Source organism: Sphingopyxis sp. GW247-27LB (assembly GCF_002277025.1).
In the GTDB taxonomy this organism is placed as follows: domain Bacteria; phylum Pseudomonadota; class Alphaproteobacteria; order Sphingomonadales; family Sphingomonadaceae; genus Sphingopyxis.
Window position 1 is genome coordinate 469919 of record NZ_NIWD01000009.1, and the last position, 25847, is coordinate 495765.

35 protein-coding genes are annotated in these 25847 nt (G+C 67.4%); 30 read left to right on the forward strand and 5 right to left on the reverse strand.

From position 1 onward, the window contains the following. The first annotated feature begins 37 nt into the window (after positions 1–37). The 24 genes from rpsJ (at position 38) to CD928_RS14750 (ending at position 12494) form a co-directional block, all read left to right on the forward strand. A complete protein-coding gene (rpsJ, locus tag CD928_RS14635; protein WP_003042199.1) occupies positions 38–349 on the forward strand; it encodes a 30S ribosomal protein S10 in 312 nt (103 codons plus the stop codon). 317 nt (positions 350–666) lie between these two features. After that, positions 667–1440, forward strand: coding sequence for a 50S ribosomal protein L3 (gene rplC, locus CD928_RS14640; RefSeq protein ID WP_095388078.1), 774 nt, complete (start codon positions 667–669; stop codon positions 1438–1440). A 2-nt stretch (positions 1441–1442) separates the two neighbouring features. Further along, entirely contained in the window at positions 1443–2069 is a 627-nt protein-coding gene (gene rplD / locus CD928_RS14645; RefSeq protein WP_095387822.1) for a 50S ribosomal protein L4, read from the forward strand. Further along, entirely contained in the window at positions 2062–2370 is a 309-nt protein-coding gene (locus tag CD928_RS14650) for a 50S ribosomal protein L23 (protein WP_058806667.1), read from the forward strand. The genes rplD and CD928_RS14650 overlap by 8 nt, the downstream gene beginning before the upstream one ends. 22 nt (positions 2371–2392) lie before the next feature. Beyond that, positions 2393–3229 carry a 50S ribosomal protein L2 gene (rplB, locus tag CD928_RS14655; protein WP_095387823.1) on the forward strand — a complete coding sequence of 279 codons (837 nt, stop codon included), beginning with the start codon at positions 2393–2395 and terminating at the stop codon, positions 3227–3229. Positions 3230–3232: 3 nt separating this feature from the next. After that, entirely contained in the window at positions 3233–3508 is a 276-nt protein-coding gene (gene rpsS / locus CD928_RS14660) for a 30S ribosomal protein S19 (protein WP_037556370.1), read from the forward strand. Beyond that, positions 3508–3888, forward strand: coding sequence for a 50S ribosomal protein L22 (rplV, locus tag CD928_RS14665; RefSeq protein WP_054589690.1), 381 nt, complete (start codon positions 3508–3510; stop codon positions 3886–3888). Before rpsS ends, rplV begins: the two co-directional genes overlap by 1 nt. Position 3889: 1 nt before the next feature. After that, entirely contained in the window at positions 3890–4597 is a 708-nt protein-coding gene (gene rpsC / locus CD928_RS14670; protein ID WP_053555861.1) for a 30S ribosomal protein S3, read from the forward strand. 11 nt (positions 4598–4608) lie between these two features. Further along, positions 4609–5040: a 50S ribosomal protein L16 gene (rplP, locus tag CD928_RS14675; protein WP_095387824.1), complete on the forward strand. Its 432-nt coding sequence runs from the start codon at positions 4609–4611 to the stop codon at positions 5038–5040. Between the two features lie 5 nt (positions 5041–5045). Continuing rightward, positions 5046–5249, forward strand: a complete 204-nt coding sequence (gene rpmC / locus CD928_RS14680) for a 50S ribosomal protein L29 (RefSeq protein WP_095387825.1) — start codon at positions 5046–5048, stop codon at positions 5247–5249. A gap of 11 nt (positions 5250–5260) precedes the next feature. Beyond that, positions 5261–5554, forward strand: a complete 294-nt coding sequence (rpsQ, locus tag CD928_RS14685) for a 30S ribosomal protein S17 (RefSeq protein ID WP_095387826.1) — start codon at positions 5261–5263, stop codon at positions 5552–5554. 58 nt (positions 5555–5612) lie between these two features. Next, entirely contained in the window at positions 5613–5981 is a 369-nt protein-coding gene (gene rplN, locus CD928_RS14690) for a 50S ribosomal protein L14 (RefSeq protein WP_053555865.1), read from the forward strand. A gap of 2 nt (positions 5982–5983) precedes the next feature. Next, the gene (gene rplX / locus CD928_RS14695; protein ID WP_095387827.1) at positions 5984–6301 is read left to right on the forward strand and encodes a 50S ribosomal protein L24; all 318 of its coding nucleotides are present in this window, start codon (positions 5984–5986) and stop codon (positions 6299–6301) included. Continuing rightward, positions 6294–6872, forward strand: coding sequence for a 50S ribosomal protein L5 (rplE, locus tag CD928_RS14700; protein ID WP_095387828.1), 579 nt, complete (start codon positions 6294–6296; stop codon positions 6870–6872). Before rplX ends, rplE begins: the two co-directional genes overlap by 8 nt. A gap of 51 nt (positions 6873–6923) precedes the next feature. Beyond that, positions 6924–7229: a 30S ribosomal protein S14 gene (rpsN, locus tag CD928_RS14705; protein WP_003042242.1), complete on the forward strand. Its 306-nt coding sequence runs from the start codon at positions 6924–6926 to the stop codon at positions 7227–7229. Between the two features lie 12 nt (positions 7230–7241). Beyond that, a complete protein-coding gene (gene rpsH / locus CD928_RS14710) occupies positions 7242–7646 on the forward strand; it encodes a 30S ribosomal protein S8 (protein ID WP_054589697.1) in 405 nt (134 codons plus the stop codon). Next, complete coding sequence (rplF, locus tag CD928_RS14715) at positions 7646–8179, forward strand: 50S ribosomal protein L6 (protein ID WP_095387829.1); 534 nt, start codon at positions 7646–7648, stop codon at positions 8177–8179. The genes rpsH and rplF overlap by 1 nt, the downstream gene beginning before the upstream one ends. A gap of 3 nt (positions 8180–8182) precedes the next feature. Next, positions 8183–8536, forward strand: a complete 354-nt coding sequence (gene rplR, locus CD928_RS14720) for a 50S ribosomal protein L18 (RefSeq protein ID WP_054589699.1) — start codon at positions 8183–8185, stop codon at positions 8534–8536. 2 nt (positions 8537–8538) lie between these two features. After that, positions 8539–9234: a 30S ribosomal protein S5 gene (rpsE, locus tag CD928_RS14725; RefSeq protein ID WP_095387830.1), complete on the forward strand. Its 696-nt coding sequence runs from the start codon at positions 8539–8541 to the stop codon at positions 9232–9234. Positions 9235–9238: 4 nt separating this feature from the next. After that, positions 9239–9424 carry a 50S ribosomal protein L30 gene (rpmD, locus tag CD928_RS14730; protein ID WP_095387831.1) on the forward strand — a complete coding sequence of 62 codons (186 nt, stop codon included), beginning with the start codon at positions 9239–9241 and terminating at the stop codon, positions 9422–9424. Positions 9425–9430: 6 nt separating this feature from the next. Next, entirely contained in the window at positions 9431–9637 is a 207-nt protein-coding gene (locus tag CD928_RS14735; protein WP_037556386.1) for a DUF1737 domain-containing protein, read from the forward strand. A 48-nt stretch (positions 9638–9685) separates the two neighbouring features. After that, positions 9686–10177 carry a 50S ribosomal protein L15 gene (rplO, locus tag CD928_RS14740; protein ID WP_095387832.1) on the forward strand — a complete coding sequence of 164 codons (492 nt, stop codon included), beginning with the start codon at positions 9686–9688 and terminating at the stop codon, positions 10175–10177. A gap of 237 nt (positions 10178–10414) precedes the next feature. Continuing rightward, positions 10415–11788: a preprotein translocase subunit SecY gene (gene secY / locus CD928_RS14745; protein ID WP_095387833.1), complete on the forward strand. Its 1374-nt coding sequence runs from the start codon at positions 10415–10417 to the stop codon at positions 11786–11788. 46 nt (positions 11789–11834) lie between these two features. Further along, complete coding sequence (locus CD928_RS14750) at positions 11835–12494, forward strand: adenylate kinase (RefSeq protein WP_176473594.1); 660 nt, start codon at positions 11835–11837, stop codon at positions 12492–12494. Positions 12495–12514: 20 nt separating this feature from the next. Here CD928_RS14750 and CD928_RS14755 read toward each other — a convergent pair whose 3' ends face one another. Then, positions 12515–12835 (reverse strand): hypothetical protein, encoded by a 321-nt coding sequence (locus CD928_RS14755; protein WP_095387834.1) that lies wholly within the window; start codon positions 12833–12835, stop codon positions 12515–12517. Beyond that, positions 12832–13359: a DUF4142 domain-containing protein gene (locus CD928_RS14760; RefSeq protein WP_095387835.1), complete on the reverse strand. Its 528-nt coding sequence runs from the start codon at positions 13357–13359 to the stop codon at positions 12832–12834. Before CD928_RS14760 ends, CD928_RS14755 begins: the two co-directional genes overlap by 4 nt. Before the next feature lie 113 nt (positions 13360–13472). Between CD928_RS14760 and folE the strand changes: the two genes are divergently transcribed. From folE to CD928_RS14775, 3 genes are all read left to right on the forward strand, one after another. Beyond that, a complete protein-coding gene (folE, locus tag CD928_RS14765) occupies positions 13473–14129 on the forward strand; it encodes a GTP cyclohydrolase I FolE (protein ID WP_095387836.1) in 657 nt (218 codons plus the stop codon). Continuing rightward, positions 14126–14851 (forward strand): RNA polymerase sigma factor, encoded by a 726-nt coding sequence (locus CD928_RS14770; protein ID WP_095387837.1) that lies wholly within the window; start codon positions 14126–14128, stop codon positions 14849–14851. Before folE ends, CD928_RS14770 begins: the two co-directional genes overlap by 4 nt. 92 nt (positions 14852–14943) lie before the next feature. Then, positions 14944–15663, forward strand: coding sequence for an SRPBCC family protein (locus tag CD928_RS14775; RefSeq protein WP_095387838.1), 720 nt, complete (start codon positions 14944–14946; stop codon positions 15661–15663). On the opposite strand, the gene CD928_RS14780 is transcribed toward CD928_RS14775, so the two are convergent. Both CD928_RS14780 and CD928_RS14785 read right to left on the reverse strand, forming a co-directional pair. Further along, a complete protein-coding gene (locus CD928_RS14780; protein ID WP_095387839.1) occupies positions 15660–16184 on the reverse strand; it encodes a DUF177 domain-containing protein in 525 nt (174 codons plus the stop codon). The genes CD928_RS14775 and CD928_RS14780 overlap by 4 nt on opposite strands. Further along, a complete protein-coding gene (locus tag CD928_RS14785) occupies positions 16181–16711 on the reverse strand; it encodes a ubiquinol-cytochrome C chaperone family protein (protein ID WP_095387840.1) in 531 nt (176 codons plus the stop codon). Before CD928_RS14785 ends, CD928_RS14780 begins: the two co-directional genes overlap by 4 nt. Positions 16712–16925: 214 nt before the next feature. On the opposite strand from CD928_RS14785, the gene CD928_RS14790 reads away from it, so the two are divergent. Then, positions 16926–17426 (forward strand): outer membrane protein assembly factor BamE, encoded by a 501-nt coding sequence (locus tag CD928_RS14790; RefSeq protein ID WP_095387841.1) that lies wholly within the window; start codon positions 16926–16928, stop codon positions 17424–17426. A 270-nt stretch (positions 17427–17696) separates the two neighbouring features. Here CD928_RS14790 and CD928_RS14795 read toward each other — a convergent pair whose 3' ends face one another. Beyond that, the gene (locus CD928_RS14795) at positions 17697–19961 is read right to left on the reverse strand and encodes an NADP-dependent malic enzyme (protein ID WP_095387842.1); all 2265 of its coding nucleotides are present in this window, start codon (positions 19959–19961) and stop codon (positions 17697–17699) included. Between the two features lie 349 nt (positions 19962–20310). Between CD928_RS14795 and mutS the strand changes: the two genes are divergently transcribed. Together mutS and CD928_RS14805 are read left to right on the forward strand one after the other, a co-directional pair. Further along, positions 20311–22974 (forward strand): DNA mismatch repair protein MutS, encoded by a 2664-nt coding sequence (gene mutS, locus CD928_RS14800; protein ID WP_095387843.1) that lies wholly within the window; start codon positions 20311–20313, stop codon positions 22972–22974. After that, positions 22971–25730 carry a [protein-PII] uridylyltransferase gene (locus tag CD928_RS14805; RefSeq protein WP_095387844.1) on the forward strand — a complete coding sequence of 920 codons (2760 nt, stop codon included), beginning with the start codon at positions 22971–22973 and terminating at the stop codon, positions 25728–25730. The genes mutS and CD928_RS14805 overlap by 4 nt, the downstream gene beginning before the upstream one ends. Positions 25731–25847: the final 117 nt, after the last annotated feature.

Consider the following 25847-nt stretch of genomic DNA (forward strand, 5'->3'; position numbering starts at 1 on the left):
CTTTCGCATCGTCAGACGGGATTCGACTGGAACAGTCATGGAAACGCAGAATATTCGCATTCGCCTGAAGGCCTTTGATCACCGCGTGCTCGATCAGGCCACCACCGACATCGCCGACACGGCGCGTCGTACGGGCGCTCTCATTCGCGGTCCGATCCCGCTGCCGACGCGCATTGAAAAATTCACCGTGAACCGCGGTCCGCATGTCGACAAGAAGTCGCGCGAGCAGTTCGAGGTGCGTACCCACAAGCGGCTGCTCGACATCGTGCAGCCCACCCCGCAGACGGTCGACGCGCTGATGAAGCTCGACCTCGCTGCGGGCGTGAACGTCGAGATCAAGTTGGCCTAAAGGGCCGACGTGCTCCGGACTTGATCCGGAGCCCAGGGTAAAGCGGCCGGTAGGCCGCGCTGAAGCCGCCCTGGGTTTCTGCTTTCGCAGGAACACAATCAGGTTTCGGAGGATACCGCCGGATGCCTTCTTCGGAAGGATTTTGGTCCGGGCTGCGTCCCCCGTCTCGCCGCTCTCCCACGGGAAGGCGGCACCTCAGCCCGGACGGGGCGACGCATCGAAATTTCGGGCTGGGAGGGTTCCGCCGGGGCATGCCCCGATGGGTCCCGCAAGCCGTGCGGAATGGTCCGCCCGGCCTCTGTTGAGGAGTGAAGATCATGCGCACTGGCGTGATCGCGAAGAAAATGGGGATGACCCGCCTGTTTCAGGACGACGGCCGCCACGTGCCCGTCACCGTCCTGAGTCTCGAAGGCTGCCAGGTCGTCTCCGTGCGCGATAAGGAACGCGACGGCTATGTGGCCGTCCAGCTCGGGGCCGGCTCGGCCAAGGCGAAGAATGTGGCGAAGCCGCAGCGCGGCGCCTATGGCAAAGCCGAAGTCGAACCCAAGGCGAAGCTCGTCGAATTCCGCGTCGCCGACGACGCGACGCTCGACGTCGGTGCCGAACTGTCGGCCGACCATTTCGTCGCCGGCCAGATCGTCGACATCCAGGGCGTGACGCAGGGCAAGGGCTTTGCCGGTGCGATGAAGCGCTGGGGTTTCGGCGGTATGCGCGCGACCCACGGCGTCTCGATCAGCCACCGTGCGCACGGTTCGACCGGTAACCGTCAGGATCCGGGCCGCGTCTTCAAGAACAAGAAGATGGCCGGCCACATGGGCGCGCGCAACCGCACCCAGCAGAATCTCGAAATCGTCCGCACCGACGTCGAGCGCGGCCTTCTCTTCGTCAAGGGCTCGGTCCCCGGCTCGAAGGGTGGCTGGCTGCTCGTTCGCGATGCGGTGAAACTGCCGCGCCACCCCGAGGCTCCCTATCCGGCGGGCCTCAAGAGCGCGGCCAACACCAACGAAGCCCCGGCTGACGCGCCGGTCGAAACGCCGGTCGAAGAGACCGTCGTCGACACCGCGGCCACCGACGGCGCACAGGAGTCCTGATCATGAAGGTCAAGGTTCAGACCCTCGATGGCAAGGCTGGCGCCGACATCGACCTCAACGACGACGTCTTCGGCGTCGACCCGCGTGCCGACATCCTGCACCGCGTTGTCGCCTGGCAGCTCGAAAAGCGCCGCGGCCCGGCCCGTGCCGCTCGCGAGCGCAGCGATGTGTCGCGCACCGGCAAGAAGTTCGGTCGCCAGAAGGGCGGCGGTACCGCGCGTCACGGCGATCGCGCAGCTCCGATCTTCATCGGCGGCGGCAAGGCGCATGGCCCCCGGGCCCGCACCTTCGGCCACTCGCTGAACAAGAAGATCCGCACTCTCGGCCTCAAGATGGCGTTGAGCGACAAGGCGAAGGGCGGCAAGCTCGTCGTTCTCGACACGCTCGAGCTCAAGGACGCGAAGACCAAGGCGCTCGCCGGCAAGCTCGGCAAGCTCGAACTTGGGGGTCGCGCGCTCTTCATCGACGGCGACGCGGTCCACACCAGCTTCGCGCTGGCGTCGGCCAACCTCGTCGGTGTCGACGCGCTGCCCGCGATCGGTGCCAACGTCTATGACATCATCCGTGCCGACACGCTGGTCCTGACCCGCGCGGCGGTCGAAAAGCTGGAGGCACGCTGCAATGGCTAAGGCAAAGACCGTCGACGCGCGTCACTATGACGTGATCCTCGCTCCGGTGATCACCGAAAAGTCGACGCTGCTCAGCGAAAATAACGCGGTGGTGTTCAAGGTCGCGAACGACGCGACCAAGCCCGCCATCAAGGCCGCCGTCGAGGCGCTGTTCGATGTCAAAGTGATCGGCGTGAACACGCTCGTCACCAAGGGCAAGACCAAGCGCTGGAAGGGCAAGCCCTACACCCGCAGCGACGTGAAGAAGGCGATCGTCCGCCTGGCCGAAGGCCAGTCGATCGACGTCACCACGGGCGTCTGAGCGGCTCGGGAAGGCAGAGAAAATGGCACTCAAACATTATAACCCGACCAGCCCCGCGCAGCGCGGCCTGATCCTCGTCGACAAGTCGTCGCTGTGGAAGGGCAAGCCCGTCAAGGCGCTGACCGAAGGCAAGCGCAAGACCGGTGGCCGCAACAACAAGGGCCATGTGACCTCGCGCGGCATCGCCGGCGGCCACAAGCAGAAGTACCGCTTCATCGACTTCAAGCGTCGCAAGTGGGACATGCCGGCCACTGTCGAGCGTCTGGAATATGACCCGAACCGCACGGCGTTCATCGCGCTCGTGAAGTATGAGGACGGAACGCAAGCCTACATCCTGGCGCCGCAGCGCCTGGGCGTCGGCGACACGATCGTCGCGGGCAAGAAGACCGACGTGAAGCCGGGCAATGCGATGGAACTGTCGCAGATGCCGGTCGGCACGATCGTCCACAATATCGAGATGAAGCCGGGCAAGGGTGGCCAGATCGCCCGTTCGGCCGGCACCTACGCGCAGGTTGTCGGTCGTGATCGCGGTCTCGTCATCGTGCGTCTCGGCTCGGGCGAACAGCGTTACATCCGCGGCGAGTGCATGGGCACGGTCGGCGCGGTGTCGAACCCCGACAACCAGAACACCAATCTGGGCAAGGCGGGCCGCAACCGCTGGCTCGGCAAGCGTCCGCTGACCCGCGGCGTCGCCAAGAACCCGGTCGACCACCCGCACGGCGGTGGCGAAGGCCGCACCTCGGGCGGCCGTCACCCGGTCACTCCGTGGGGCAAGCCGACCAAGGGCGCCCGGACCCGTCACAACAAGTCGACCGACAAGATGATCATCCGGTCGCGTCACGCGAAGAAGAAGAGGTAAGCCATGGCTCGCTCGGTCTGGAAGGGTCCGTTCGTGGACCTTCATCTCCTCAAGAAAGCCGAAACGGCCCAGGACGGCGGCAGCTCTGCCCCGATCAAGACCTGGTCGCGCCGGTCCACCATCCTGCCGCAGTTCGTCGGGCTGACCTTCAACGTCTACAACGGCCGCAAGTTCGTGCCGGTGTCGGTCAATGAAGACATGGTCGGCATGAAGCTGGGTGAGTTCGCGCCGACGCGCTTCTTCCCCGGCCACGCGGCTGACAAGAAGGGCAAACGCTAATGGGCAAGGAAAAGTCCCCCCGCCGCGTTGCGGACAATGAGGCGCTCTCGGTCGGCACGCAGATTCGCGGCTCGGCGCAGAAGCTGAACCTCGTCGCCGCGCTGATCCGCGGCCGCAAGGTCGAAGACGCGATGAACGTCCTCGCTTTCTCGAAGAAGGCGATGGCCGTCGACGTGCGCAAGGTTCTGGCGAGCGCGGTCGCGAATGCCGAGAACAACCACAACCTCGACGTTGACGCGCTGGTCGTCAAGGAAGCGAGCGTGGGCAAGTCGATCTCGATGAAGCGCTGGCACGCGCGTGGCCGCGGCAAGTCGACCCGGATCGTCAAGCCGTTCAGCCGCATCCGCATCGTCGTCCGCGAACAGGAAGAAGAGGCGTAAGATGGGCCAGAAGAGCAATCCGATCGGCCTGCGCCTGCAGGTCAACCGCACCTGGGACAGCCGCTGGTTCGCCGAGGGCCAGGACTATGGGCGCATGTTGGTCGAGGATCTGAAGATCCGCAAATATGTGTTCAAGACCCTGCCGCAGGCCGCGATCTCGAAGGTCGTGATCGAGCGTCCCGCGAAGCTGTGCCGCGTGTCGATCTATGCCGCCCGTCCGGGCGTCATCATCGGCAAGAAGGGCGCCGACATCGAAAAGCTGCGCAAGACGCTCGGCGAGATGACGGGCAGCGACGTGTCGCTGAACATCGTCGAGATCCGCAAGCCCGAGGTTGACGCCAAGCTCGTCGGCCAGGGCATCGCGGACCAGCTCGAACGCCGCGTCGCCTTCCGCCGCGCCATGAAGCGCGCGGTGCAGTCGGCGATGCGTCTCGGCGCCGAGGGCATCCGCATCAACTGCGCCGGTCGTCTGGGCGGCGCCGAGATCGCGCGCACCGAATGGTACCGCGAAGGCCGGGTGCCGCTGCACACGCTGCGCGCCAATGTCGACTATGCCGAGGCCGAAGCCCACACCGCCTATGGCGTGTGCGGGATCAAGGTCTGGATCTTCAAGGGCGAAATCCTGGGTCACGACCCGATGGCGACCGACCGGTTGATGCTCGACGCGCAGACGTCGGGCGTGCGCCCGGCGCGCGATGATCGCCGCTAAGGACTGCTGACATGCTGCAACCGAAAAAAACCAAGTTCCGCAAGGCCTTCAAGGGCCGCATCCATGGGCTCGCCAAGGGCGGCACCAGCCTGAACTTCGGCTCCTACGGGCTGAAGGCGATGGAACCCGAGCGCATCACCGCGCGCCAGATCGAGGCGGCTCGCCGCGCGATCAGCCGCGCGATCAAGCGGCAGGGTCGCCTGTGGATCCGCATCTTCCCCGACGTCCCCGTGTCGTCGAAGCCCGCCGAAGTCCGCATGGGCAAGGGCAAGGGCTCGCCGGAATTCTGGGCCGCGCGCGTGAAGCCGGGCCGCATCCTGTTCGAACTCGACGGCGTTCCGGGCCCCGTGGCCGCGCTGGCGTTCGAGCGTGCGGCGATGAAGCTGCCGATCAAGACGAAGGTCGTCGCCCGCCTCGGCGACACCTCGCACCTGGAGGGTTGAGGGCCATGGCCAAGACCGAAGATTTCAAGGCGAAGACCGACGACCAGCTCGCCGTCGAGCTTGGCGAACTGAAGCGCGAGGCGTTCAACCTCCGTTTCCAGGCCGCCACCGGCCAGCTCGAAAAAGCGTCGCGGGTCAAGGAAGTGCGGCGCTCGATCGCCCGCATCAAGACCGTGCAGACCGAGCGTTCGCGCTCGGCCGCGAAGTAAGGAGACTATCGATGCCGAAGCGCATTCTGACCGGCACGGTGGTGTCCGACAAGGGCGACAAGACCGTCGTGGTGAAGGTGGAGCGGAAGGTGAAGCACCCGCTCTACGGCAAGATCATCCGCCGTTCGAAGAAGTATCACGCCCATGACGAGGACAACAGCGTCAAGGCCGGCGAGACCGTCCGCATCGAAGAGACGCGGCCGATTTCGAAGCTGAAGACCTGGAAGGTGCTCGACAAGGTCGACACCCGCAGCAAGCCGAAGGGCGCCGCCGCTCCGGCTGCCCCCGCCGCGGCCGAAGGCTGACACTGTTCACGGAACCGCCGGGGCATCCCGGTAGGCCAAACAAGAAGGAAATGCATCGATGATCCAGATGCAGTCACAATTGGAAGTCGCCGACAACAGCGGCGCGAAGCGCGTCCAGTGCATCAAGGTGCTGGGCGGGTCGAAGCGCCGCACCGCCGGCGTCGGCGACGTCATCGTCGTGTCGATCAAGGAAGCGCAGCCGCGCGGCAAGGTGAAGAAGGGCGACGTCCATCGCGCCGTCATCGTCCGCACCGCGAAGGACGTGCGCCGCGCCGACGGCTCGGTCATCCGTTTCGACAGCAATGCCGCCGTGCTCGTCAACAAGAACGAGGAGCCGATCGGCACCCGTATCTTCGGCCCCGTCGTCCGCGAACTGCGCGGCAAGGGCTATATGAAGATCATCAGCCTGGCGCCGGAGGTGCTCTGACCATGGCGAACAAGATCAAGAAGGGCGACACGGTCGTCGTCCTGTCCGGCAAGGACAAGGGCAAGACCGGCGAAGTGACGCAGAGCCTGCCGAAGGACGGCAAGCTCGTCGTCGCGGGCGTCAATGTCATCACGCGCCACCGCAAGCCGACGCAGCAGAACCCGCAGGGCGGGCTCGAGCGCAAGGAAGCGCCGCTGTTCGCGAGCAAGGTCGCGCTGGCCGATCCCAAGACCGGCAAGCCGACGCGCGTCCGCTTTGAAACCAAGGACGGCAAGAAGGTCCGCGTGGCCGTGAAGTCCGGGGAGACGATCAATGGCTGACAACTACACCCCGCGCATGCGCAAGCTCTATGACGACAAGATCGTCAAGGCGATGACCGAGAAGTTCGGTTACAAGAATGCGATGGAAGTGCCGAAGCTCGAGAAGATCACGCTCAACATGGGCGTGGGCGACGCGGTGCAGGACAAGAAGAAGGTCGAGATCGCGGCTTCGGAGATGGAGCTGATCGCGGGTCAGAAGCCCGTCGTGACCAAGGCGAAGAAGTCGATCGCGCAGTTCAAGCTGCGCGAAGGCATGCCGATCGGTTGCAAGGTCACCCTGCGCCGCGAACGCATGTACGAATTCCTCGACCGGCTGATCACCATCGCGATGCCGCGCATCCGCGATTTCCGCGGCGTGTCGGCGACCAGCTTCGACGGCCGTGGCAACTATGCCATGGGCCTGAAAGAGCAGATCATCTTCCCCGAGATCAACTATGACCGCATCGACACGGTGCGTGGCATGGACGTGATCGTCACCACCACCGCTCGCACGGACGACGAAGCCCGCGAACTGCTCAAGCTGTTCGGCTTCCCCTTCCCGATCGAGGCGCAGGAAAAGGAAGCCGCCTGATCCCGCAAGGGACCAGGCAGGCTCTTTCAAGAAGGAAAGAGAACTTAAGTCATGGCGAAACTGAGTTCGGTGAACAAGAACGAGCGTCGCAAGAAGCTGGTGAAGAAATATGCCGGCCGTTATGCGAAGCTGAAGGCGATCGCGGCGGACACGTCGCTCGACGATGGCGAGCGTCTGATCGCGCGCCTCAAGATGGCGGAAATCCCGCGCAACGGCAACCCGACCCGCATCCGCAACCGGTGCGAGCTGACCGGCCGCCCGCGCGCCTATTATCGCAAATTCCGGCTGTGCCGCATCCAGCTCCGCGATCTGGCCAACAAGGGCCTGATCCCCGGTGTTGTGAAGTCGAGCTGGTAAGGGACTGACAAGATGGCAATGACCGATCCCCTGGGTGATATGCTCACCCGCATCCGCAACGGCCAGCAGGCGAAGAAGGACAGCGTCCTGACGCCGGCTTCGACGCTGCGCGTCCGCGTTCTCGATGTTCTCCAGCGCGAAGGCTATATCCGCGGCTACAGCGAAGAAGCGCTGGGCGCCAAAGGCCAGCACAAGGGCATCCGCATCGAGCTCAAATATTTCGAAGGCCAGCCGGCGATCCGCCACGTGGCCCGCGTTTCGAAGCCGGGCCGCCGCGTCTATTCGGGCTCGAAAGAGCTGCCGATCGTGCGCAACGGCCTGGGCATCACCATCGTGTCGACCCCGCGCGGCGTCCTGTCGGACGCCGAAGCCCGCGAGCATAATGTCGGCGGCGAAGTGCTGGCGGAGGTGTTCTGATGTCGCGCATTGGTAAAAAGGCAGTGGCGATCCCCGGCGGCGTTACCGCCGCGATCGACGGCGGCCAGCTGTCGGTCAAGGGTCCGAAGGGCACGCTTTCGATGCCGCTTTCCGACAACATCAAATATGATGTCGCCGAAGGCAGCATCTCGGTCCAGCCCGCGAACGACAGCCGCGAAGCACGCGCCTTCTGGGGCATGCAGCGCACGCTGGTCCAGAATCTGATCACCGGCGTGACCGAGGGTTTCACCAAGGTGCTCGAGATCACCGGCGTCGGCTATCGCGCCAACTCGCAGGGCAAGACGCTGAAGCTGCAGCTCGGCTACAGCCACGATGTCGATTTCGCGGTGCCCGAGGGCATCGAGATCAAGACGCCGGACAACACGACGATCGAGATCAGCGGCATCGACAAGCAGAAGGTCGGCCAGGTCGCGGCGGAAATCCGCCGTTGGCGCAAGCCCGAACCCTATAAGGGCAAGGGCATCAAATATCGCGGCGAGTACATCTTCCGCAAAGAAGGCAAGAAGAAGTAAGCCATGGCACATCTCACCTCTTTCCAGAAGCGCCGTCAGCGCGTTCGTACCGCCCTTCGCCAGCGCGCCGCCGGGCGTCCGCGCCTGTCGGTGCACCGTTCGGGCCGCCACATCTATGCGCAGCTCATCGATGACGCCGCCGGCAAGACGCTGGCTGCTGCTTCGACGCTCGACAAGGACGTGCGCGGCAAGACCGGCGCCACCACGGCTGCGGCCGCCGATGTCGGCAAGCGCCTCGCCGATGCCGCCAAGAAGGCCGGCGTGACGCAGGTCGTGTTCGACCGCGGCGGTTTCCTGTTCCACGGGCGCATCAAGGCGCTTGCCGACGCGGCGCGCGAAGGCGGATTGGAGTTCTAATGATGGCAGACGAAGTTCAGAACGCCGAAGGCGCCGTCGAGGCGACCGAAAACACCGGCGCTCCCGCGCGCCGCGGCCGTGGCGGCCGCGACGGCGGTCGCGGTGGTCGTGACGGTGGCCGTGGCCGCCGCGACGATCGTCGCCCGCGCGACGAGGACGGCGGCGAGGAGCTCATCGAAAAGCTCGTCCACATCAACCGTGTCTCGAAGACCGTGAAGGGCGGCAAGCGCTTCGGTTTCGCCGCGCTCGTCGTCGTCGGCGACGGCAAGGGCCGCGCGGGCTTCGGTCATGGCAAGGCGCGCGAAGTGCCCGAGGCCATTTCGAAGGCGACCGCCGCCGCGAAGAAGGCGATGATTCGCGTTCCGCTGCGCGACGGCCGCACGCTGCACCATGACGGCCGCGGCCATTTCGGCGCCGGCAACGTCACCGTGCGCTCGGCGCCCGCGGGGACCGGCATCATCGCCGGCGGCCCGATGCGCGCCGTGTTCGAATCGCTGGGCGTTGCCGACGTGGTGACCAAGTCGGTCGGCACCTCGAACCCCTACAACATGATCCGCGCGACCTTCGAGGCGCTCGGCGAACAGACCAGCCCGAAATCGGTCGCGCAGCGTCGCGGCAAGAAGGTTTCGGACCTGATCAAGCGCGGCGGTGCGTCCGACCGCGCTGCCGAGGCCGAAGCCGCGGCGGTGACGGAGTAAGACCATGGCTGACAAGAAGATCAAGATCCGCCAGATCGGTTCGCCGATCCGTCGTCCCAAGAGCCAGCGTGCGATCCTGACCGGCCTCGGCCTGGGCAAGATGCACCGCGAGGTCGAACTGGTCGACACCCCGGAAGTGCGCGGCATGATCCGCAAGCTTCCGCACATGGTGGAAGTGATCGAGGGCTAAGCGCCGATGAAGCTCTATCGCCTGCTGACCGGTCCCGACGACAGCGCCTTCTGCGCGCGGGTCGAGGGACTGCTCAACCGGGGATGGCAGCTTCACGGCAGCCCGTCGATCACCAGTGTCGATGGCCGCGGCTATGTCGCCCAGGCCATCGTGATGGAGAAGGCCGGGCCCTATCCCGGCTTTCAGCCGTCGAGTGAAATCGAACCGGACTGACCCTTCAAGGTCGGTCCCAGCGCGAACACAGCGAAAGCGAGTGCAAATATGACTATCAAGCTCAACGACCTTCGTGACAACAACGGTGCCCGCAAGGGCCGCATGCGCGTCGGACGCGGCATCGGCTCGGGCAAGGGCAAGACCGCGGGTCGCGGCCAGAAGGGCCAGAAGAGCCGCTCGGGCGTCTCGATCAACGGCTTTGAGGGCGGCCAGATGCCGCTCCACATGCGTATCCCGAAGCGCGGCTTCAATAATATCTTCGCCAAGGATTTCGCGATCGTGAACCTCGGCCAGGTCCAGAAGCTGGTCGACGCGAAGAAGCTCGACGCCAAGAAGACGGTCGACCACGCCGCGCTGAAGGCGGCGGGTGTCGCGCGCGGCGGCAAGGACGGCGTCCGCCTCCTCGCCAAGGGCGAACTGACCGCGAAGCTGACTTTCGCCGTCGCCGGCGCATCGAAGGGCGCGATCGAGGCGGTCGAGAAGGCCGGCGGCAAGGTCGAGCTTCCCGCCGCCGCCGCGGAAGACGCGAAGAGCGAGTAAGATTTCGTGAGGGGCGGTTCGAAAGGACCGCCCCTCACCGCATGACGACACTCAATTCCGTTCGTGTCGAACCCTTCGCCTGCCTTGGCGGGCACCCCCGATGCGAACGAATATTAACGCGGTATGGGAGCGTCGGCTCACCGCTAAATGGGCCTTTCCCCTTGCGCTTCGTGACCTCCGAACGCACATAGGCGCCGGGTCGCGGGGGGCGCGGTCCGCACTCGAGGAAAGATCACCATGGCCTCTCGCGCCGACCAGTTTGCATCCAGCCTGAACTTTTCGAAGTTCGGCCAGGCGACCGAACTCAAGAACCGCATCTGGTTCACGATCGGCGCGCTGATCGTTTTCCGCTTCCTCTCCTATGTGCCGCTGCCCGGCGTCGACCCCGTCGCGCTGTCGCAGCTCTACAGCCAGGCGGCGTCGGGCGGCGTGCTCGACATCTTCAACACCTTCTCGGGCGGCAGCCTCGAGCGCATGAGCATCATCGCGCTCGGCGTCATGCCCTATATCACCGCGTCGATCGTCGTGCAGCTCGCGTCCGCGCTGTCGCCGAGCCTCGCCGCGCTCAAGAAAGAGGGCGAGAGCGGGCGCAAGAAGCTCAACCAGTATACGCGCTACGGCACCGTCGCGCTGACCGCGATCCAGGGCTATTTCATCGCCGCCGGACTCGAGACGCTCGGCGCGAGCCAGGGCGTCGCCGCGGTCGTCGACCCCGGCATGCTGTTCCGCATCGGCGCGGTCATCAGCATCGTCGGCGGCACGCTGTTCCTGATGTGGCTCGGCGAGCAGATCACCAGCCGCGGCATCGGCAACGGCGTCTCGCTGATCATCATGGCGGGCATCCTCGCGCAGCTGCCGCGCAGCTTCGCCCAGATGTTCACCCAGGTCCGTGAAGGATCGATGGGCGGCGGCACGATCATCGCCGTGGTCGGCGGCGCGGTCGCGATCATCGCCTTCATCAGCTTCATGGAACTCGCGCAGCGCCGCGTCCTCGTCCAATATCCGAAGCGCGCGACCCAGCGCGGCGGCATGCAGGCCGACCGCAGCCATCTGCCGCTGAAGGTCAACACCTCGGGCGTCATCCCGCCGATCTTCGCCTCGTCGCTGCTGCTGATGCCGCTGACCGTCACCCAGATGATGGGCCAGAACGTCCAGGGCGATTCGGCGTGGGGCGATTTCCTGATCACGCTCAACCAGTATCTCGCGCACGGCCAGCCGCTCTACATGGCGCTCTATGCCGCGGGGATCATCTTTTTCTGCTTCTTCTACGTCGCCGTCGTCTTCAACCCCGAAGAGACCGCCGACAATCTGAAGCGCCAGAACGGCTTCATCCCCGGCATCCGTCCGGGCAAGAACACCGCCGCCTATCTCGACTTCGTGCTGACGCGCATCACCGTGATCGGCGCGGCCTATCTGGCGCTGATCTGCCTGGTGCCCGAATATTTCATCGCGAAATCGGGCCTGCCCTTCCAGCTCGGCGGCACCAGCCTGCTCATCATCGTCAACGTGACGATCGACACGATCACGCAGATCCAGAGCCACATGCTCGCGCATCAATATGGCGACCTGATCAAGAAAGCCAAATTGAAGGGCGGCGTTGCGCGGCGCTGATCGGTCGGTTAGGGCCACCCGGACGGAACGGGAAACAGGGGCTTCCATGACGCTGAACATCATTTTGCTGGGCCCGCCGGGGGCGGGCAAGGGAACGCAGGCGTCGCGCCTCGAGGACGAGCATGGCATGGTCCAGCTCTCGACCGGCGACATGCTGCGCGCCGCGGTCAAGGCGGGAACCCCGATCGGCCTCCAGGCGAAAGCGGTGATGGACGCGGGCGAGCTCGTCTCGGACGAGATCGTCTCGGGATTGATCGGCGAACGGCTCGACGAGCTGGGCGGCGACGTGTCGGTGATCTTCGACGGCTATCCGCGCACCGCCGCGCAGGCCGAGGCGCTCGACGGCATATTGTCGGCGCGCGGCCGCAAGCTCGACCATGTGATCGAACTCGTCGTCGACGAGGATGCGCTCGTCGACCGCATCACCGGCCGCTTTTCCTGCGCCAAGTGCGGCGAAGGCTATCACGACCGCTACAAGCTGCCGAAGGTCGCCGACACCTGCGACGTCTGCGGCAGCCACGACTTCAAGCGCCGCCCCGACGACAATGCGGAAACGGTTCGCACGCGCATGGCCGAATATCGCGCCAAGACCGCGCCGATCCTGCCGATCTACGACGCGCGGGGCATCGTCACCCGCGTCGACGGCATGGCGCCGATCGACGAGGTCAACGACGCGATCGAAACGGTGCTCGCGACCGCCGGCTGACCGGCGCCGGCGACGTCCTTTTAGCGCCCCACGGTCAGCGTCCCGGTCATTCCCGGGTGATAGATGCAATAGAAGGCGATGTTGCCGGCGCGCCTGAGCACGGTCCTGCCGCTTTTTCCCGCGGGCAGGTCGACGTTGAAGCTGCCGTTCCGTGCGGTGGCGCTATGGCGGAACAGATCCTTGTTGATCCACAGGATCGTGTCGCCGACGCGCACCCCCGGCGGGACGGCGCCGAACCGCATCTTGTCGATGACGATGCTGTGCACCTTGGGGGCCGGCGCCGCGCCGGAAAGCAGCGGCGCGGCACTCATCGCGATCGCGCAGACGATCGCGCGCCTCATCGCAGGCTCGCCGCCAGATGTTCGGCGTGCATCTGGTGTTCGCCGAACAGCGTCAGCCCGGTTTCGAGCAGCGATTTCAGTTCGCCGTTCGTCGCCGACGGGATCAGAACATCGCGCAGCGCGCCGTTGACCGTGGCGTGATAGGCGACCTCGTTCGCGACATAGGCGCGATCGAACGCCGCGCCGTCCAGCTTGGCGAGCTCGTCATGCTTCTGCGTGGCCTGCGCGGTCAGGGCGGCGCTGGTCGCGTTGGCTTCGGGCGTCACGCCGAGTCGCCCGACCAGCGCCAGCGCCTTTTCGTTCACCGCGCCATGATCGCGGACCATCTCCTCGGCGAACGCCCGCACCGCCGGGTTTTTCGACTTGGCGAGCGCCTGCTTCCCAGCGTCGACATCGATCTGCCCCGCCGTATAGGCGATATGGGCGATCTGCGCGTCGCTGGGCTTCGCCGCGTCGTGCGACAGCGCCGCGCCGCTGATGGTGAGCGACGCCGCGGCGCCGATCCAGAGGAAGGTCTTCAGCATTTTCGTATCTCCTTGTCCGAATGCGGCCATTGGATGGCGCCGCCCGAATAAGGTTCCCGGGAACCTGCGGCGCGGCGCGGCATCCAATGGGCGTTCCAAGACTGGAGGCGCGAATGGAGATGTACGACCTGGCCCCCGAACCGGCGCCGACCGAGACCGACGGGGCGTTCGAGGAGAAATGCCCGCGGCCCGGACAGGCCGAGATCGAGGCGGCGGTGCGGACCCTGATTGCGGCGGCGGGCGACGACCCCGCGCGCGAAGGGCTGGCGGAAACGCCGGCGCGGGTGGCGCGCGCCTATCGCGAATGGTTCGCCGGCTACCGGATCGATCCCCGACACCTGCTGAGCCGCACCTTCGGCGAGGCGGCGGGCTATGACGAAACCATCCTGCTGCGGTCGATCCCGCTCGTGTCCACCTGCGAGCATCATCTGGCACCGATCGTCGGCGTCGCGCATGTCGCCTATCGTCCCCGCGACCGGGTGGTCGGCATTTCGAAGCTGTCGCGGCTCGTCGATGCCTATGCGCGCCGGTTGCAGCTGCAGGAACGGCTGACGCGGCAAATCGCGCACGCGCTCGACGAAGCCTTGCAGCCGCGCGGCGTCGCTGTGATCATAGAGGCGGGGCACGCCTGCATGTCGACGCGCGGCGTGCGGCAGCACGGGGTCTCGCTGGTCACCAAATGCTGGCTGGGCGAATTCGGCGAGGATGCGGAGCTGCGCCGCGAACTGCTCGGCTCCCTGCCGCGGCGAAGCGTTGGAGGAGAAGGATGACGGTGCAGGCGCGCCCCGACCCGTGCGGGCTTTCCGACCTCGAGCTCGCGGCGCGGATCGCCGCGCGCGATCGCGACGCGGTGCGGGTCGTGACCGAGCGCAACAACCAGCGTCTGTTCCGCGTCGCCTGGAGCGTTCTCAGGCAACGCGACGAGGCCGAGGATGTCGTCCAGAGCACCTATATGCGCGGCTTCGAATCGATCGGCAGCTTTGCCGGGCGGTCGTCGCTGTCGACGTGGCTGACGCGGATCGCGATCAACGAGGCGCTGGGCCGCGTGCGGGCCAGACAGCGCCGGCGCAAGCGCCTCGACGCCACGGTCGTCGACCTCGATGACTATCGCGACCGCCTGATGCGCGGATCGATGCAGGGCGGCAAACCCGATGCCGAGCTGGCGCGGGGCCAGATCCGCACGATGCTGGAGGCGGCCATCGAGCAGCTTCCGCTCGAATTCCGCACCGCGTTCGTGCTCCGCGAGATCGAAGGGCTGTCGGTGGACGAAACGGCGGTTCTGCTCGGCATTTCGCCCGTAACCGTGAAGACGCGCTGCCTGCGCGCGCGGCGGCGGCTGCAACAGCTCCTCGCTCCCGAGCTTCGATCGGCGCTCAGCGGCAGCTTTCCTTTTGCCGGGGCGGATTGCCACGCGCTGACCATGCGGGTCGTGACGCACTGGTGCCCGGACGACCCCGGCCGCGAGTCGCCGGACCTCGGCGCCGAACGGTGAATCCCCGCGCGCGATACCGCGCGGCTTGAAAAGCCTCCGCACCGGTGCAAGGCTGCTCGGGATTCGGGGGCTTGCAGGTTGGGGGGACGAATATGAAACGCAGGGGCTGTTTCACCGGGGCATCGCTTGCGGTCGTGCTGCTGGCACTGCCGGTGCAGGCAAAGGTCATCGACCAGAGCGAGATCGGCTTCACCGTCGCGCACACCGCGCAGGTCGCCGCGACACCCGAGGATGTGTGGAAAATGCTCCGCACCCCCGAAAAATGGTGGTCGAAGGAGCATAGCTGGTCGGGCGACGCCGCCAATTTCTGGCTCGATTCGCAGGCCGGCGGCTGCTTCTGTGAAAAACTGCCAGGCGACGGCGGCGCGATGGGCAGCGTCCAGCATGCGCGGATCGTCTTCGCCAAGCCGGGCGAGATGATGCGCCTGTCGGGCGCTTTCGGCCCGCTGCAGGGTGAGGCGGTCACCGGAACGCTGACCATCCAGATCAAGAAGACCGGCGCCGGCGCCGCGATCCGCTTCGACTATGTCGTGGGCGGCTATATGCGCTTCAAGGTCGCCGATATCGCGCCGGGCGTCGACAAGGTGATCGGCGAACAGCTCCGCGGCCTCGCTGCCGCGCTCGGTGGCAATCTGCCGGTGGCCCAGGACGACAAGGCGGACGACGGACCGGCCGCCGAAGCGGCGCCGGCCGATGCGCCCGGCGAAGCCAAGGAGCCCGCGAAGGACGAGCCCGGGCTCGACGATGCGATGGCCGATCTGCTCAAGGGGGATTCCGCGGCGGGCGGTGAGTCCGCGGAAAAGCCCCGCTAGGCGTCTTTCCCGCGCAGCGCGGCGAGCGCCGCGAAGGGGCCCGCCTGCTCTTCGCTGAGCACGCCCTTTTCGGCGAGGATGCGGTCGGCGTCGGGATGGCGCGGAAAGGGATCGAGCGCGAGCGACAGTGTTTGCACCGCCGCTTCGCCAAGGTCGATGCGGTCGCCGTCGAGCGGCAAGATGTCGCAATCCGCGCTGTCGATCTCGACCTCCTCGTCGGCGCTCGCGTCGGGCGCGGCGTCGCGCAGGAAGCGCAGGTCGAAATTTTCGGCGATCGTCGCGGGAACCGGAAGGTCGGTCGCGGCGCAGCGTTGCACCGCGTCGGCGGCGATGGTTCCCGTCGCCGCGATGCCGCCCGCGACCGCGCGCACCTCGGCGGTCAGCGCGAAGCGGTCGAGCGCGACAAGGTCCAGCCGCGCCGCGATCCGCGCGCGCGCCTCGGCATCGGCCTCGATCGCGACCCGCCGCCCCTGCGCCGCGTCGGCGAGCGTCACGATATAAGGGAATTCGGAAGAGCTCATACGCTGCGCCCGGGCAGCCGGTCGGCGGCGAGCAGCGCCCCGACCGGCATCGCCGCGAGCGCCGCGCGCAGCGCCGCGACCTCGGCCGCGACATGGTCGAGTTCGGCGTCCGCCGGCGCCTTGCCGCGCCACAGGTTGCGCACCAGCGCCGCGCGCAGCTCGTCCGACCCGTCGGCGGCGCGATAGGCGCCGAGCCGGCCGCCGAGCGCGCCGACCATCCGTCCGACCTGTTTTCCCACCACCATGTCGCCGAAACCGATCTGGCGCATCTGGCCGTCCATGTCGGACACGAAGAGCTCGGTCAGCTGGACGCCGGCGAGCGCCTCATCGGGGTCATCGTCGATGCGGTGGAGGACGAGCGCGAGCACGAGGCTGATCATGTCGAACCGCCCGTCGAGCGTGTCGGGAACCCCGCCCGCCTCGTACCAGTGCGGCGCGCGCGCGGTGGCGACCACCGCGTTCCACAGCGGGCGGCGCGCCTCGCGCGGGTCGGGGCCGGGACGGAACAGCTTGCGGAGCGAAATCATAAAGCGTCGCTTAGGCGCAATCGCGCGCGGCGAAAAGGGGGAGCCGCGCGCCGCGCCGGTCAGCTTCCAGCAAGCTTTGCCCGCCCACAAGCGGCTTGTGCGCCCCGCCCGCTTGCGGTTAAGAGGCGCCAGACATGCGCAGCGACTGCTGCCGGCCGCCGGGGCGGGCGGCCAGGGTGAGGCCAGGCAGGGCCTGCGCGACGGAGAAGATCGAATGCCCAACGCCACGCCTGTTTTCGCCGCCCCGCGCCTGCGCCTGCTGACCGCCGGGCTGATCGTGGCGCTGGCCGCCAGCGGCTGCACCCAGCTGCGCGGGCGGCAGGGCTATGTCGTCGACCCCGTGCTGACCGCGGCGATCTCGCCGGGCGTCGACAACCGCGAATCGGTCGAAAAGACGCTCGGACGCCCGACCTTCGTCGGCCAGTTCAGCGACAATGAATATTATTATGTGTCGCGCGAGACGCGCCAGCTCGCCTTCGCCAACCCGCGCCCGGTGTCGCAGCAGGTGCTGCGCGTCCGCTTCGACCCCGCGGGCAATGTCGTCGCGGTCGACAAGACCGGACTCGAACTGGTGAGCAAGATCAGCCCCGAAGGCGACAAAACGCCGACCCTCGGCCGTCATCGCAGCTTCTTCGACGATATCTTCGGCAACATCGGCGCGGTCGGCGCCGGCGGCATGGGCGGCGGCGACAACGGCAGCAATACCGGGCCGTAACGGCCGTTGTCCCTGCGCAAGCGGGGAGACTGGAGCCCGATGGCTTTGAGTTGACCCCAGGTTCGTCATTGCGAGCCCTTCGCCTGCCTTGGCAGGCGCTCAGGATAAACTACGCGAAGCAATCCAGAGCGGGTTTACGCAAGCTCTGGATTGCCGCGTCGCCGTCGGCTCCTCGCAATGACGCCGGAGAAAACCCGAGGCCATCCGGCCTTGGATTGACTGTGCAAGGCCGAAAGCGGCCCCTGCCTTCGCAGGGGCGACGCCTTCCCCTTACCCCGCGATCCCGCCCGCCGCGAGCACGGCGAGGGTCACCAGGTCCGACGCGGGCGAGGCCATCGTCGCGACCTGCACCGGCTTTTCCATGCCGACGAGCACCGGGCCGATCACCGCGCCGCTGCCCAGCTCGCGCAGCAGCTTCGCCGACAGATTGGCCGATTGCAGCCCCGGCATCACCAGCACATTGGCCGGCGCTGACAGGCGGCAGAAGGGATAATTCTTCATCAGCCGCTCGTTGAGCGCGACGTCGGGCGCCATTTCGCCTTCATATTCGAATTCGGGCTGGCGCTCGTCGAGGATGTGGACCGCCTCGCGGATGTTGTCGAGCCACGACCCCGGCGGGTTGCCGAAGGTCGAATAGGACAGGAAGGCGACGCGCGGTTCGTGCCCCATGCGGCGCGCGACCTGCGCGGTGCGCTCGGCGATGTCGGCGAGCATCTCGGCGGTCGGGCGCTCGTTGACGGTCGTGTCGGCGATGAAGATCGTCTGCTGCTGCCCGACCCAGACGTGCATGCCGAACGGCGTCTTGCCCTCGGCATGGTCGATCACGCGGCGCACCTCGCGCATCGTCTGCGCATAGGTGCGCGTGACGCCGGTGATCATCGCGTCGCCGAGCCCGAGCTTCAGCAGCAGCGAGCCGAAGATGTTGCGGTCGCGGTTGACCATGCGCTCGACGTCGCGGCGCAGATAGCCGCGGCGCTGCAGTCGCTCGTAGAGCATGTCGACCATCTGCGGCACGTGCGGCGAATTGACGCTGTTGTGCACCTCGAAGCTCTCGGCGTCGGGGACCCCCATCGCGCGCAGCTTGTCGTGCAGCCCTTCGCGACCGACCAGCACCGGAATGCCGTAGCCGCCGTCGCGGAACTGGATCGCGGCGCGCAGCACGACCTCCTCCTCGCCCTCGGCGAAGACGACGCGCTTGGGATTCTTGCGCGCCGCCTCATAGGCGAGCGTCAGCACCGAGGTCGTCGGGTTGAGCCGTCCGCGCAGCCGGGTGCGATACTCGTCCATGTCGGCGATCGGATGCTGCGCGACGCCGGTGTCCATCGCCGCCTTGGCGACCGCCGCGGGCACGATTTCCATCAGCCGCGGGTCGAAGGGCGACGGGATGATATATTCGGGGCCGAAGCTCGACGCGCGTCCCCCGTAAGCGGCGGCGACCTCTTCGGGCACCTGCTGGCGGGCGAGGTCGGCGATCGCATAGGCGGCCGCGATCTTCATCTCCTCGTTGATCGCGGTCGCGCGCACGTCGAGCGCCCCCCGGAAGATGAAGGGGAAGCACAGCACATTGTTGACCTGGTTCGGATAGTCCGAACGCCCGGTCGCGATGATCGCGTCGGGCCGCGCGGCGCGCGCGTCGGGGGGCGAGATTTCGGGGTCGGGGTTCGCCATCGCGAAGATGATCGGCGCCGCCGCCATGTCCTTGACCATCGCGGGCTTCAGCGCGCCCGCGGCCGACAGGCCGAGGAAGACGTCGGCGCCGACGAGCGCCTCGGTCAGGTCGCGCGCCTCGGTCGGCACCGCGTGCGCCGACTTCCACTGGTCCATGCCTTCGGTGCGGCCCTGATAGATGGTGCCCTTGCGGTCGCACATGATGACATTCTCGTGCCGCACGCCCATCGCCTTGATGAGCGCGGTGCAGGCGATCGCGGCCGCGCCGGCGCCGTTGACGACGACCTTGATGTCCTTGAGGTCGCGTCCGGTCAGGTGGCAGGCGTTGATGAGACCGGCGGCGGTGATGATCGCGGTGCCGTGCTGGTCGTCATGGAACACCGGGATGTTCATCTTCTCTTTCAGCGCCGCCTCGATGATGAAGCAGTTGGGCGCGGCGATATCCTCGAGGTTGATGCCGCCGAAGCTCGGTTCGAGCAGTTCGACCGCGTCGATGAACGCCTGCGGGTCTTCGGTCTTGACCTCGAGGTCGATCGAATCGACGTCGGCGAAGCGCTTGAACAGCACCGCCTTGCCTTCCATCACCGGTTTCGAGGCGAGCGCGCCGAGATTGCCGAGGCCGAGGATCGCGGTGCCGTTCGAGATCACCGCGACGAGGTTGCCCTTGGCGGTGTAGTCATAGGCTTTCGCGGGGTCTTCGGCGATCGCGAGCACCGGCACCGCGACGCCGGGCGAATAGGCGAGGGAAAGGTCGCGCTGGGTCGCCATCGGCTTCGACGCGACGATCTCGATTTTTCCGGGGCGTCCGTAACTGTGATAAAGCAGGGCCTCGCGGTCCGAAAACTGCACCTTGCTGCCGCTGTCCATTCGCTATCCTCTCAAAATCCAAACAAGATGCGCGCCCGAGTGTTTCCCCTAGCGCCGCCTCGCGAAAATGTAACCGGCAATATTGGAGATGGTGATCGCGGAGTATTCGCCGGCAAACGGCCGACTGTGGCCACTGTCCTCCCCTCCCGCAGGCGGGAGGGGTCGGGGGTGGGCGGCGACGTTGCGGTATGCCCACCCCGCTGCGGCTAGCGAGCGAGCTCGCAAGCCTCGCTGCCCCTCCCGCTTGCGGGAGGGGATGAGGCCGTCACCCAATCACCCTCCCCACCTCAAACCCGACATTCGCTCGCCCCACCTTGCCATGCCGCCCTCAATCACTAAGCAGGGGCGGATGCCCGCCACCGCTCCCAAACCCGCGAACAGCAATGCCGCGCCTGCGTCCGCGACGCCGATGATGGCACAATATTGGTCGCTGAAGGAGCGCGCGGGCGATTGCCTGCTCTTCTATCGCATGGGCGACTTCTTCGAGCTGTTCTTCGACGATGCCAAGGCGGCGGCGGCGACGCTCGACATCGCGCTGACGTCGCGCGGCGAGCATGGCGGCGAGCCGGTGCCGATGTGCGGGGTGCCCGTGCATGCGGCTGAATCCTATCTCGCGCGGCTGATCAAGGCGGGGCACCGCGTCGCGATCGCCGAACAGGTCGAGACCCCGGCCGAGGCGAAGGCGCGCGGCGGGTCGAAGGCGCTCGTCGCGCGCGACATCGTGCGCTTCGTCACCGCGGGGACGCTGACCGAGGAGGCTTTGCTCGAAGGGCGGAGCGCTAACCGGCTCGCGGCGCTCGCGACGGTGGGCAGCGAGAATGAGGTTGCGATCGCCGCCGCCGACATCTCGACCGGCCGCTTCGAGGTCGTCGCGGTGCGCCCCGAGCAGGTCGATGCCGAGCTGGCGCGGCTCGCGCCCTCCGAACTGCTGGTCAGCGAGGCGGCGGACGACCTTCCCGCCTGGACCGCGCGGCAGGTGGTGCGGCGCCCGCAGGGCGATTTTTCGAGCGGCGCCGGGCAGAAAAGGCTCGAAACCCTGTTCGGCGTGCGGACGCTCGACGGCTTCGGCGCCTTCACGCGCGGCGAGGTCGCGGCGATGGGGGCGGTCGCCGCCTATCTCGACCATGTCGGCACCGGCGGCGCGGTTTTCCTGCAGCCGCCGCTGCGCGTGTCGGCGTCGGGGCGGATGGCGATCGACGCCGCGACGCGCGAAAGCCTCGAACTCGTCCGCACGATGGCGGGAACCCGCGACGGCAGTCTCCTCGCCACGATCGACCGCACGGTGACCGCGGCCGGCGCGCGGCTGCTCGCCGACGACCTCGCGAGCCCGCTCACCGACAAGGCGGCGATCCTCGACCGGCTCGATCTCGTCGACGCGCTCGCGCGCGATGCGCTGTGGCGCGGCGAGCTCAGGAGCGAATTGCGCGCGCTCCCCGATGCGGGTCGCGCGCTCGGGCGCCTCGTCGCCGGACGCGGGGGCCCGCGCGACCTTGCGCAGCTTCGCGACGCGCTCGGTGGCGCACGGCTGCTACGCGAGCGGCTCGCGCGCCGCGCCGACCTGCCGCCTCTGCTCGCGCGGCTGCTGCCGGGGCTCGACGGTCATGGCGCGCTCGTCGACGAACTCACACGCGCGCTGGTCGAAACCCCGCCGGTCGACGCGGCGCAGGGCGGCTATATCGCCGAAAGCTATGACGCCGCGCTCGACGCGCTGCGCGAAACCGCGCGCGACGGGCGCAAGGCGATCGCGGCGCTCGAGGCGCAGTATCGCGATCGCACCGGCATCGCTTCGCTCAAGATCCGTCACAATGGCGTGCTCGGCTATCATGTCGAAGTGCCCGCGCGCCATGCCGACGCGCTGATGGCGCCCGAATCGGGCTTCACCCACCGCCAGACGCTCGCCGGCGTGGTGCGCTTCAATTCGTCCGACCTCCACGAAGCCGCGAGCCGGGTGACGCAGGCGGGGGTCCACGCGCTCGCCGCCGAGGCGGCGCATCTCGAAACGCTGACCGATCAGGCGGTCGCGCGGCGCGAGGCGATTGCCGCATCGTGCGACGTCCTCGCGCGCATCGACGTCGCGGCGGCGATCGCCGACCATGCGATGAGCCACAATTGGTGCCGCCCCGACCTCGCCGACGAGCCGTGCCTCGACGTTGCCGGCGGCCGGCATCCGGTGGTCGAGGCGGCGCTGGCGAAGAGCGGTGAGCGCTTCGTGCCCAACGACGTCGCGCTGTCGGAGGACGACCGGCTGTGGCTCGTGACGGGTCCGAACATGGGCGGCAAGTCGACCTTCCTGCGCCAGAACGCGCTGATCGTCGTGCTCGCGCAGGCGGGCGCGTTCGTCCCCGCCGCCGCGGCGAAGCTCGGGCTCGTCGACCGCCTGTTCAGCCGCGTCGGCGCGAGCGACAATCTCGCGCGCGGGCGCTCGACCTTCATGGTCGAGATGGTCGAGACCGCGGCGATCCTCGCCCAGGCAACGCCGCGAAGCTTCGTGATCCTCGACGAAGTCGGGCGCGGCACCTCGACCTACGACGGGCTCGCGCTCGCCTGGTCGGTGGTCGAGGCGGTGCACGAGGTCAACCAGTGCCGCTGCCTGTTCGCGACGCACTATCACGAGTTGACCCGGCTCGCCGAAACGCTGAGCGCGCTCTCGCTCCACCATGTCCGCGCGCGCGAATGGCAGGGCGACCTTGTGCTGCTCCACGAGGTCGCCGAGGGACCCGCCGACCGCAGCTATGGCCTCGCGGTCGCGCGGCTCGCCGGAGTGCCCGCCGGGGTCGTCAAGCGCGCCGAGGCGGTGCTCGCGAAGCTCGAAGCGGGGCGCGAGGCGACCGGCGGGCTGGCGGCGGGGCTCGACGACCTGCCGCTCTTTGCGGCGACGCTCGCCGCGGCACCCGAGGCGGCGAAGGACGCGCTGCGCGAGGCGCTCGCGGGAATCGAGCCCGACGCGCTCGCCCCGCGCGAGGCGCTCGACGCGCTCTACCGGCTCAAGCAGATCGTGGCGGGCGAACCATGAGCGACCTCTTCGACCATCTCGACCACCGCCGCGCGATCATCGACCGGCGCGCTTTGTCGGGGCAGCTCGACGAGATCGCGGCGGAGACGAGCGACACCGGCCAGCGCCGCCGCGCGATGGTCGCGCTGCTCAAGGAGGCGCTCGAGGCGGGGCGCGCCGAGATCGAGCGCCGCCTGCTCGACCACCCCTCCTCGGGGCGGATCGCGGCCAATGCGACCGCCTTTCTGATCGACCAGATCGTCCGCCTCAGTCATGATTTCACCACCCATCATCTCTATCCCGCGAGCAATCGCACGGCGGGCGAGCGGATCACTGTGATCGCGGTCGGCGGCTACGGCCGCGGCGAGATGGCGCCGCACAGCGACGTCGACATCGGCTTCCTGACTCCGTTCAAGCAGACGAGCTGGACCGAGCAGGTGATCGAGGCGCAGCTCTATACCTTGTGGGACCTCGGGCTGAAGGTCGGCCACTCGTCGCGCTCGGTCGACGAGATGATTCGCGCCGCGAAGGACGACCTCACCATCCGCACCGCGCTGGTCGAGGCGCGCTTCATCTGGGGCGACCGCGAGCTCTACGATCAGGCAGCGGCGCGCTTCGATGCCGAGGTCGTCGCGGGCAACGCGCGTGCGTTTGTGGCCGAAAAGCTCGCCGAGCGCGACGAGCGGCACAAAAGGATGGGTGATTCGCGCTATGTCGTCGAACCCAATGTGAAGGAGGGCAAGGGCGGGCTTCGCGACCTCCACACGCTGTTCTGGATCGGCAAGTTCATCCACCGCGTCCGCACCGTCCCCGAGCTCGTCGAAGCGGGGCTGCTCACCGCGCGCGAGCTACGGCAATTCTCGCGCGCCGAGAATTTCCTCCTCGCCGTGCGCTGCCACCTCCATATCCTCGCCGGGCGCGCCGAGGACCGGCTGACCTTCGACTTCCAGCGCGAGATCGCGCACCGCATGCAGTTCGCCGAGCGGCCGGGGAAGAGCGCGGTCGAGCGCTTCATGCAGCTCTATTTCCTCCACGCGAAAAGCGTCGGCGACGTGACCGGGACCTTCCTCGCGCATCTCGACGACCAGCTCGCGGCGCGCGGACGGCGTTTCCTGCCGACGATCCGTCGACGCCCGGGCAAGCTCGGCGGCTTCGTCCTCGACCGCGGCCGCCTCGCCCTGCCCGCGGACGATTTCTTTCAGAAGGACCCGGTCCGCCTGCTCGAAATCTTCGCGCTCGCCGACCGTTACGGCCTCGAAATCCATCCGCAGGCGATGCGTCAGGCGCGCCACGACGCGAAGCTGATCGAAACCCGCAGCGTCCGCCGCGACGCGCGCGCGAACGAGCTGTTCCTCGACGTTCTGACCTCCCCGCGCGACCCCGAAACGGTGCTGCGCTGGATGAACGAGGCGGGGGTGTTCGGCCGCTTCGTGCCCGATTTCGGACGTGTCGTCGCGCAGATGCAGTTCGACATGTACCATCATTACACGGTCGACGAGCACACGATCCGCGCGATCGGGCTGCTCTCCGACATCGAGCAGGACCGGTTGAAGGACGACCACCCGCTGTCCACCGCGATCATGGGGCAATTGCAGTCGCGGCGCGTCATCTACGCCGCGGTCCTGCTCCACGACATCGCCAAGGGGCGCGGCGGCGACCATAGCGTGCTCGGCGCCGAACTCGCGCTGCGGGTCTGCCCGCGCCTCGGCCTGTCCGAGGCGGAGACCGAGACGGTGTCGTGGCTGGTGCGCCATCATCTTTTGATGTCGGCGACCGCGTTCAAGCGCGACCTCGCCGATTTCAAGACGATCCTCGATTTCGCACAGGTCGTGCAGAGCCCCGAGCGCTTGCGCCTGCTGCTCGTCCTCACCGTGGTCGACATCCGCGCGGTCGGCCCCGGCGTGTGGAACAGCTGGAAGCGCCAATTGCTTACCGAACTGTTCGACGCCGCCGAGGAGGTGCTGCGCCTCGGCCACAAGCAGCGCGGGCGCGAGGTGCGGATCGCGAGCAAAAAGGAGGAGGCGCAGGCGCTGCTCCAGCTCGGCGACAAGGATTTCGCCAAGATCGCGAAGCGGCTGCCCGAAAGCTACTGGATCGCCGAGCCGGTCGAGGTGATCGCCGCCAATCTGATCCACATCCAGAAAGCGGGCGACGCGCCGCTGCATATCGCCGCCGTCCCCGACGACGATCGCGGCGCGACGCTGGTGATGGTGCTCGCCGCCGACCATCCGGGGCTCTTCTATCGCATCGCGGGCGGCATCCACCTCGCGGGCGGCAACATCATCGACGCGCGCATCCATACGACGCGCGACGGGCTTGCGCTCGACAATTTCCTCGTCCAGGATCCGCTCGGCCGTCCCTTTGCCGAGGCCGAGCAGATCGTCCGCCTGACCCGCGCGATCGAGGATGCGCTCGCCAACCGGCAGAAGCTGCTGCCCAAGCTCGAGGCGCGCGCCCTCCCCCGCACCCGCGCCGAGGCCTTCCGCATCGCGCCCAATGTCTTCGTCGACAACAAGGCGTCGAACCGCTTCACGGTGATCGAGGTCAATGCACAGGACCGCCCGGCGCTGCTCAACCAGCTCGCCTATGCGCTGTTCCAGTCGAAGGTGACGGTGCATTCGGCGCATGTCGCCACCTATGGCGAGCGCGCGGTCGACACCTTCTACGTCACCGACCTGATCGGCGACAAGATCGACAGCGCGGCGCGTGTGAAGGGGCTCGAAAAGCGCCTGCTCGAAGCCGCGGCGAGCCGCAGCGAGGAGGCGGTGGCGGCGTAGGAAATTTCCTGCCCCGTCCCTCCGTTCCTCCGGTCATCCCCGAAAAACCACCTCCCGCCGCTATCCACCGCGCCAGCGGAAACGTGCGGCCGCTTCCGCGGGTTTCGCCCTAGCCCG

Excerpts from the sequence above, each read along its gene's own strand:
- rpsJ (WP_003042199.1), top strand. The coding sequence starts at position 38 with ATGGAAACGCAGAATATTCGCATTCGCCTGAAGGCCTTTGATCACCGC.
- rplP (WP_095387824.1), top strand. The coding sequence starts at position 4,609 with ATGCTGCAACCGAAAAAAACCAAGTTCCGCAAGGCCTTCAAGGGCCGC.
- rpsC (WP_053555861.1), top strand. The coding sequence starts at position 3,890 with ATGGGCCAGAAGAGCAATCCGATCGGCCTGCGCCTGCAGGTCAACCGC.
- CD928_RS14775 (WP_095387838.1), top strand. The coding sequence starts at position 14,944 with ATGAAACGCAGGGGCTGTTTCACCGGGGCATCGCTTGCGGTCGTGCTG.
- rpsH (WP_054589697.1), top strand. The coding sequence starts at position 7,242 with ATGGCAATGACCGATCCCCTGGGTGATATGCTCACCCGCATCCGCAAC.
- CD928_RS14755 (WP_095387834.1), bottom strand. The coding sequence starts at position 12,835 with ATGAGGCGCGCGATCGTCTGCGCGATCGCGATGAGTGCCGCGCCGCTG.
- folE (WP_095387836.1), top strand. The coding sequence starts at position 13,473 with ATGGAGATGTACGACCTGGCCCCCGAACCGGCGCCGACCGAGACCGAC.
- rpsS (WP_037556370.1), top strand. The coding sequence starts at position 3,233 with ATGGCTCGCTCGGTCTGGAAGGGTCCGTTCGTGGACCTTCATCTCCTC.
- rpmC (WP_095387825.1), top strand. The coding sequence starts at position 5,046 with ATGGCCAAGACCGAAGATTTCAAGGCGAAGACCGACGACCAGCTCGCC.
- rpsE (WP_095387830.1), top strand. The coding sequence starts at position 8,539 with ATGGCAGACGAAGTTCAGAACGCCGAAGGCGCCGTCGAGGCGACCGAA.
- secY (WP_095387833.1), top strand. The coding sequence starts at position 10,415 with ATGGCCTCTCGCGCCGACCAGTTTGCATCCAGCCTGAACTTTTCGAAG.
- rpsN (WP_003042242.1), top strand. The coding sequence starts at position 6,924 with ATGGCGAAACTGAGTTCGGTGAACAAGAACGAGCGTCGCAAGAAGCTG.
- rplB (WP_095387823.1), top strand. The coding sequence starts at position 2,393 with ATGGCACTCAAACATTATAACCCGACCAGCCCCGCGCAGCGCGGCCTG.
- CD928_RS14770 (WP_095387837.1), top strand. The coding sequence starts at position 14,126 with ATGACGGTGCAGGCGCGCCCCGACCCGTGCGGGCTTTCCGACCTCGAG.
- CD928_RS14650 (WP_058806667.1), top strand. The coding sequence starts at position 2,062 with ATGGCTAAGGCAAAGACCGTCGACGCGCGTCACTATGACGTGATCCTC.
- CD928_RS14735 (WP_037556386.1), top strand. The coding sequence starts at position 9,431 with ATGAAGCTCTATCGCCTGCTGACCGGTCCCGACGACAGCGCCTTCTGC.
- rplE (WP_095387828.1), top strand. The coding sequence starts at position 6,294 with ATGGCTGACAACTACACCCCGCGCATGCGCAAGCTCTATGACGACAAG.
- rplN (WP_053555865.1), top strand. The coding sequence starts at position 5,613 with ATGATCCAGATGCAGTCACAATTGGAAGTCGCCGACAACAGCGGCGCG.
- CD928_RS14795 (WP_095387842.1), bottom strand. The coding sequence starts at position 19,961 with ATGGACAGCGGCAGCAAGGTGCAGTTTTCGGACCGCGAGGCCCTGCTT.
- rplD (WP_095387822.1), top strand. The coding sequence starts at position 1,443 with ATGAAGGTCAAGGTTCAGACCCTCGATGGCAAGGCTGGCGCCGACATC.
- CD928_RS14790 (WP_095387841.1), top strand. The coding sequence starts at position 16,926 with ATGCCCAACGCCACGCCTGTTTTCGCCGCCCCGCGCCTGCGCCTGCTG.
- rplC (WP_095388078.1), top strand. The coding sequence starts at position 667 with ATGCGCACTGGCGTGATCGCGAAGAAAATGGGGATGACCCGCCTGTTT.
- rpmD (WP_095387831.1), top strand. The coding sequence starts at position 9,239 with ATGGCTGACAAGAAGATCAAGATCCGCCAGATCGGTTCGCCGATCCGT.
- rplF (WP_095387829.1), top strand. The coding sequence starts at position 7,646 with ATGTCGCGCATTGGTAAAAAGGCAGTGGCGATCCCCGGCGGCGTTACC.
- rplX (WP_095387827.1), top strand. The coding sequence starts at position 5,984 with ATGGCGAACAAGATCAAGAAGGGCGACACGGTCGTCGTCCTGTCCGGC.
- CD928_RS14785 (WP_095387840.1), bottom strand. The coding sequence starts at position 16,711 with ATGATTTCGCTCCGCAAGCTGTTCCGTCCCGGCCCCGACCCGCGCGAG.
- rplO (WP_095387832.1), top strand. The coding sequence starts at position 9,686 with ATGACTATCAAGCTCAACGACCTTCGTGACAACAACGGTGCCCGCAAG.
- rpsQ (WP_095387826.1), top strand. The coding sequence starts at position 5,261 with ATGCCGAAGCGCATTCTGACCGGCACGGTGGTGTCCGACAAGGGCGAC.
- mutS (WP_095387843.1), top strand. The coding sequence starts at position 20,311 with ATGCCCGCCACCGCTCCCAAACCCGCGAACAGCAATGCCGCGCCTGCG.
- CD928_RS14780 (WP_095387839.1), bottom strand. The coding sequence starts at position 16,184 with ATGAGCTCTTCCGAATTCCCTTATATCGTGACGCTCGCCGACGCGGCG.
- CD928_RS14760 (WP_095387835.1), bottom strand. The coding sequence starts at position 13,359 with ATGCTGAAGACCTTCCTCTGGATCGGCGCCGCGGCGTCGCTCACCATC.
- rplR (WP_054589699.1), top strand. The coding sequence starts at position 8,183 with ATGGCACATCTCACCTCTTTCCAGAAGCGCCGTCAGCGCGTTCGTACC.
- CD928_RS14750 (WP_176473594.1), top strand. The coding sequence starts at position 11,835 with ATGACGCTGAACATCATTTTGCTGGGCCCGCCGGGGGCGGGCAAGGGA.
- CD928_RS14805 (WP_095387844.1), top strand. The coding sequence starts at position 22,971 with ATGAGCGACCTCTTCGACCATCTCGACCACCGCCGCGCGATCATCGAC.
- rplV (WP_054589690.1), top strand. The coding sequence starts at position 3,508 with ATGGGCAAGGAAAAGTCCCCCCGCCGCGTTGCGGACAATGAGGCGCTC.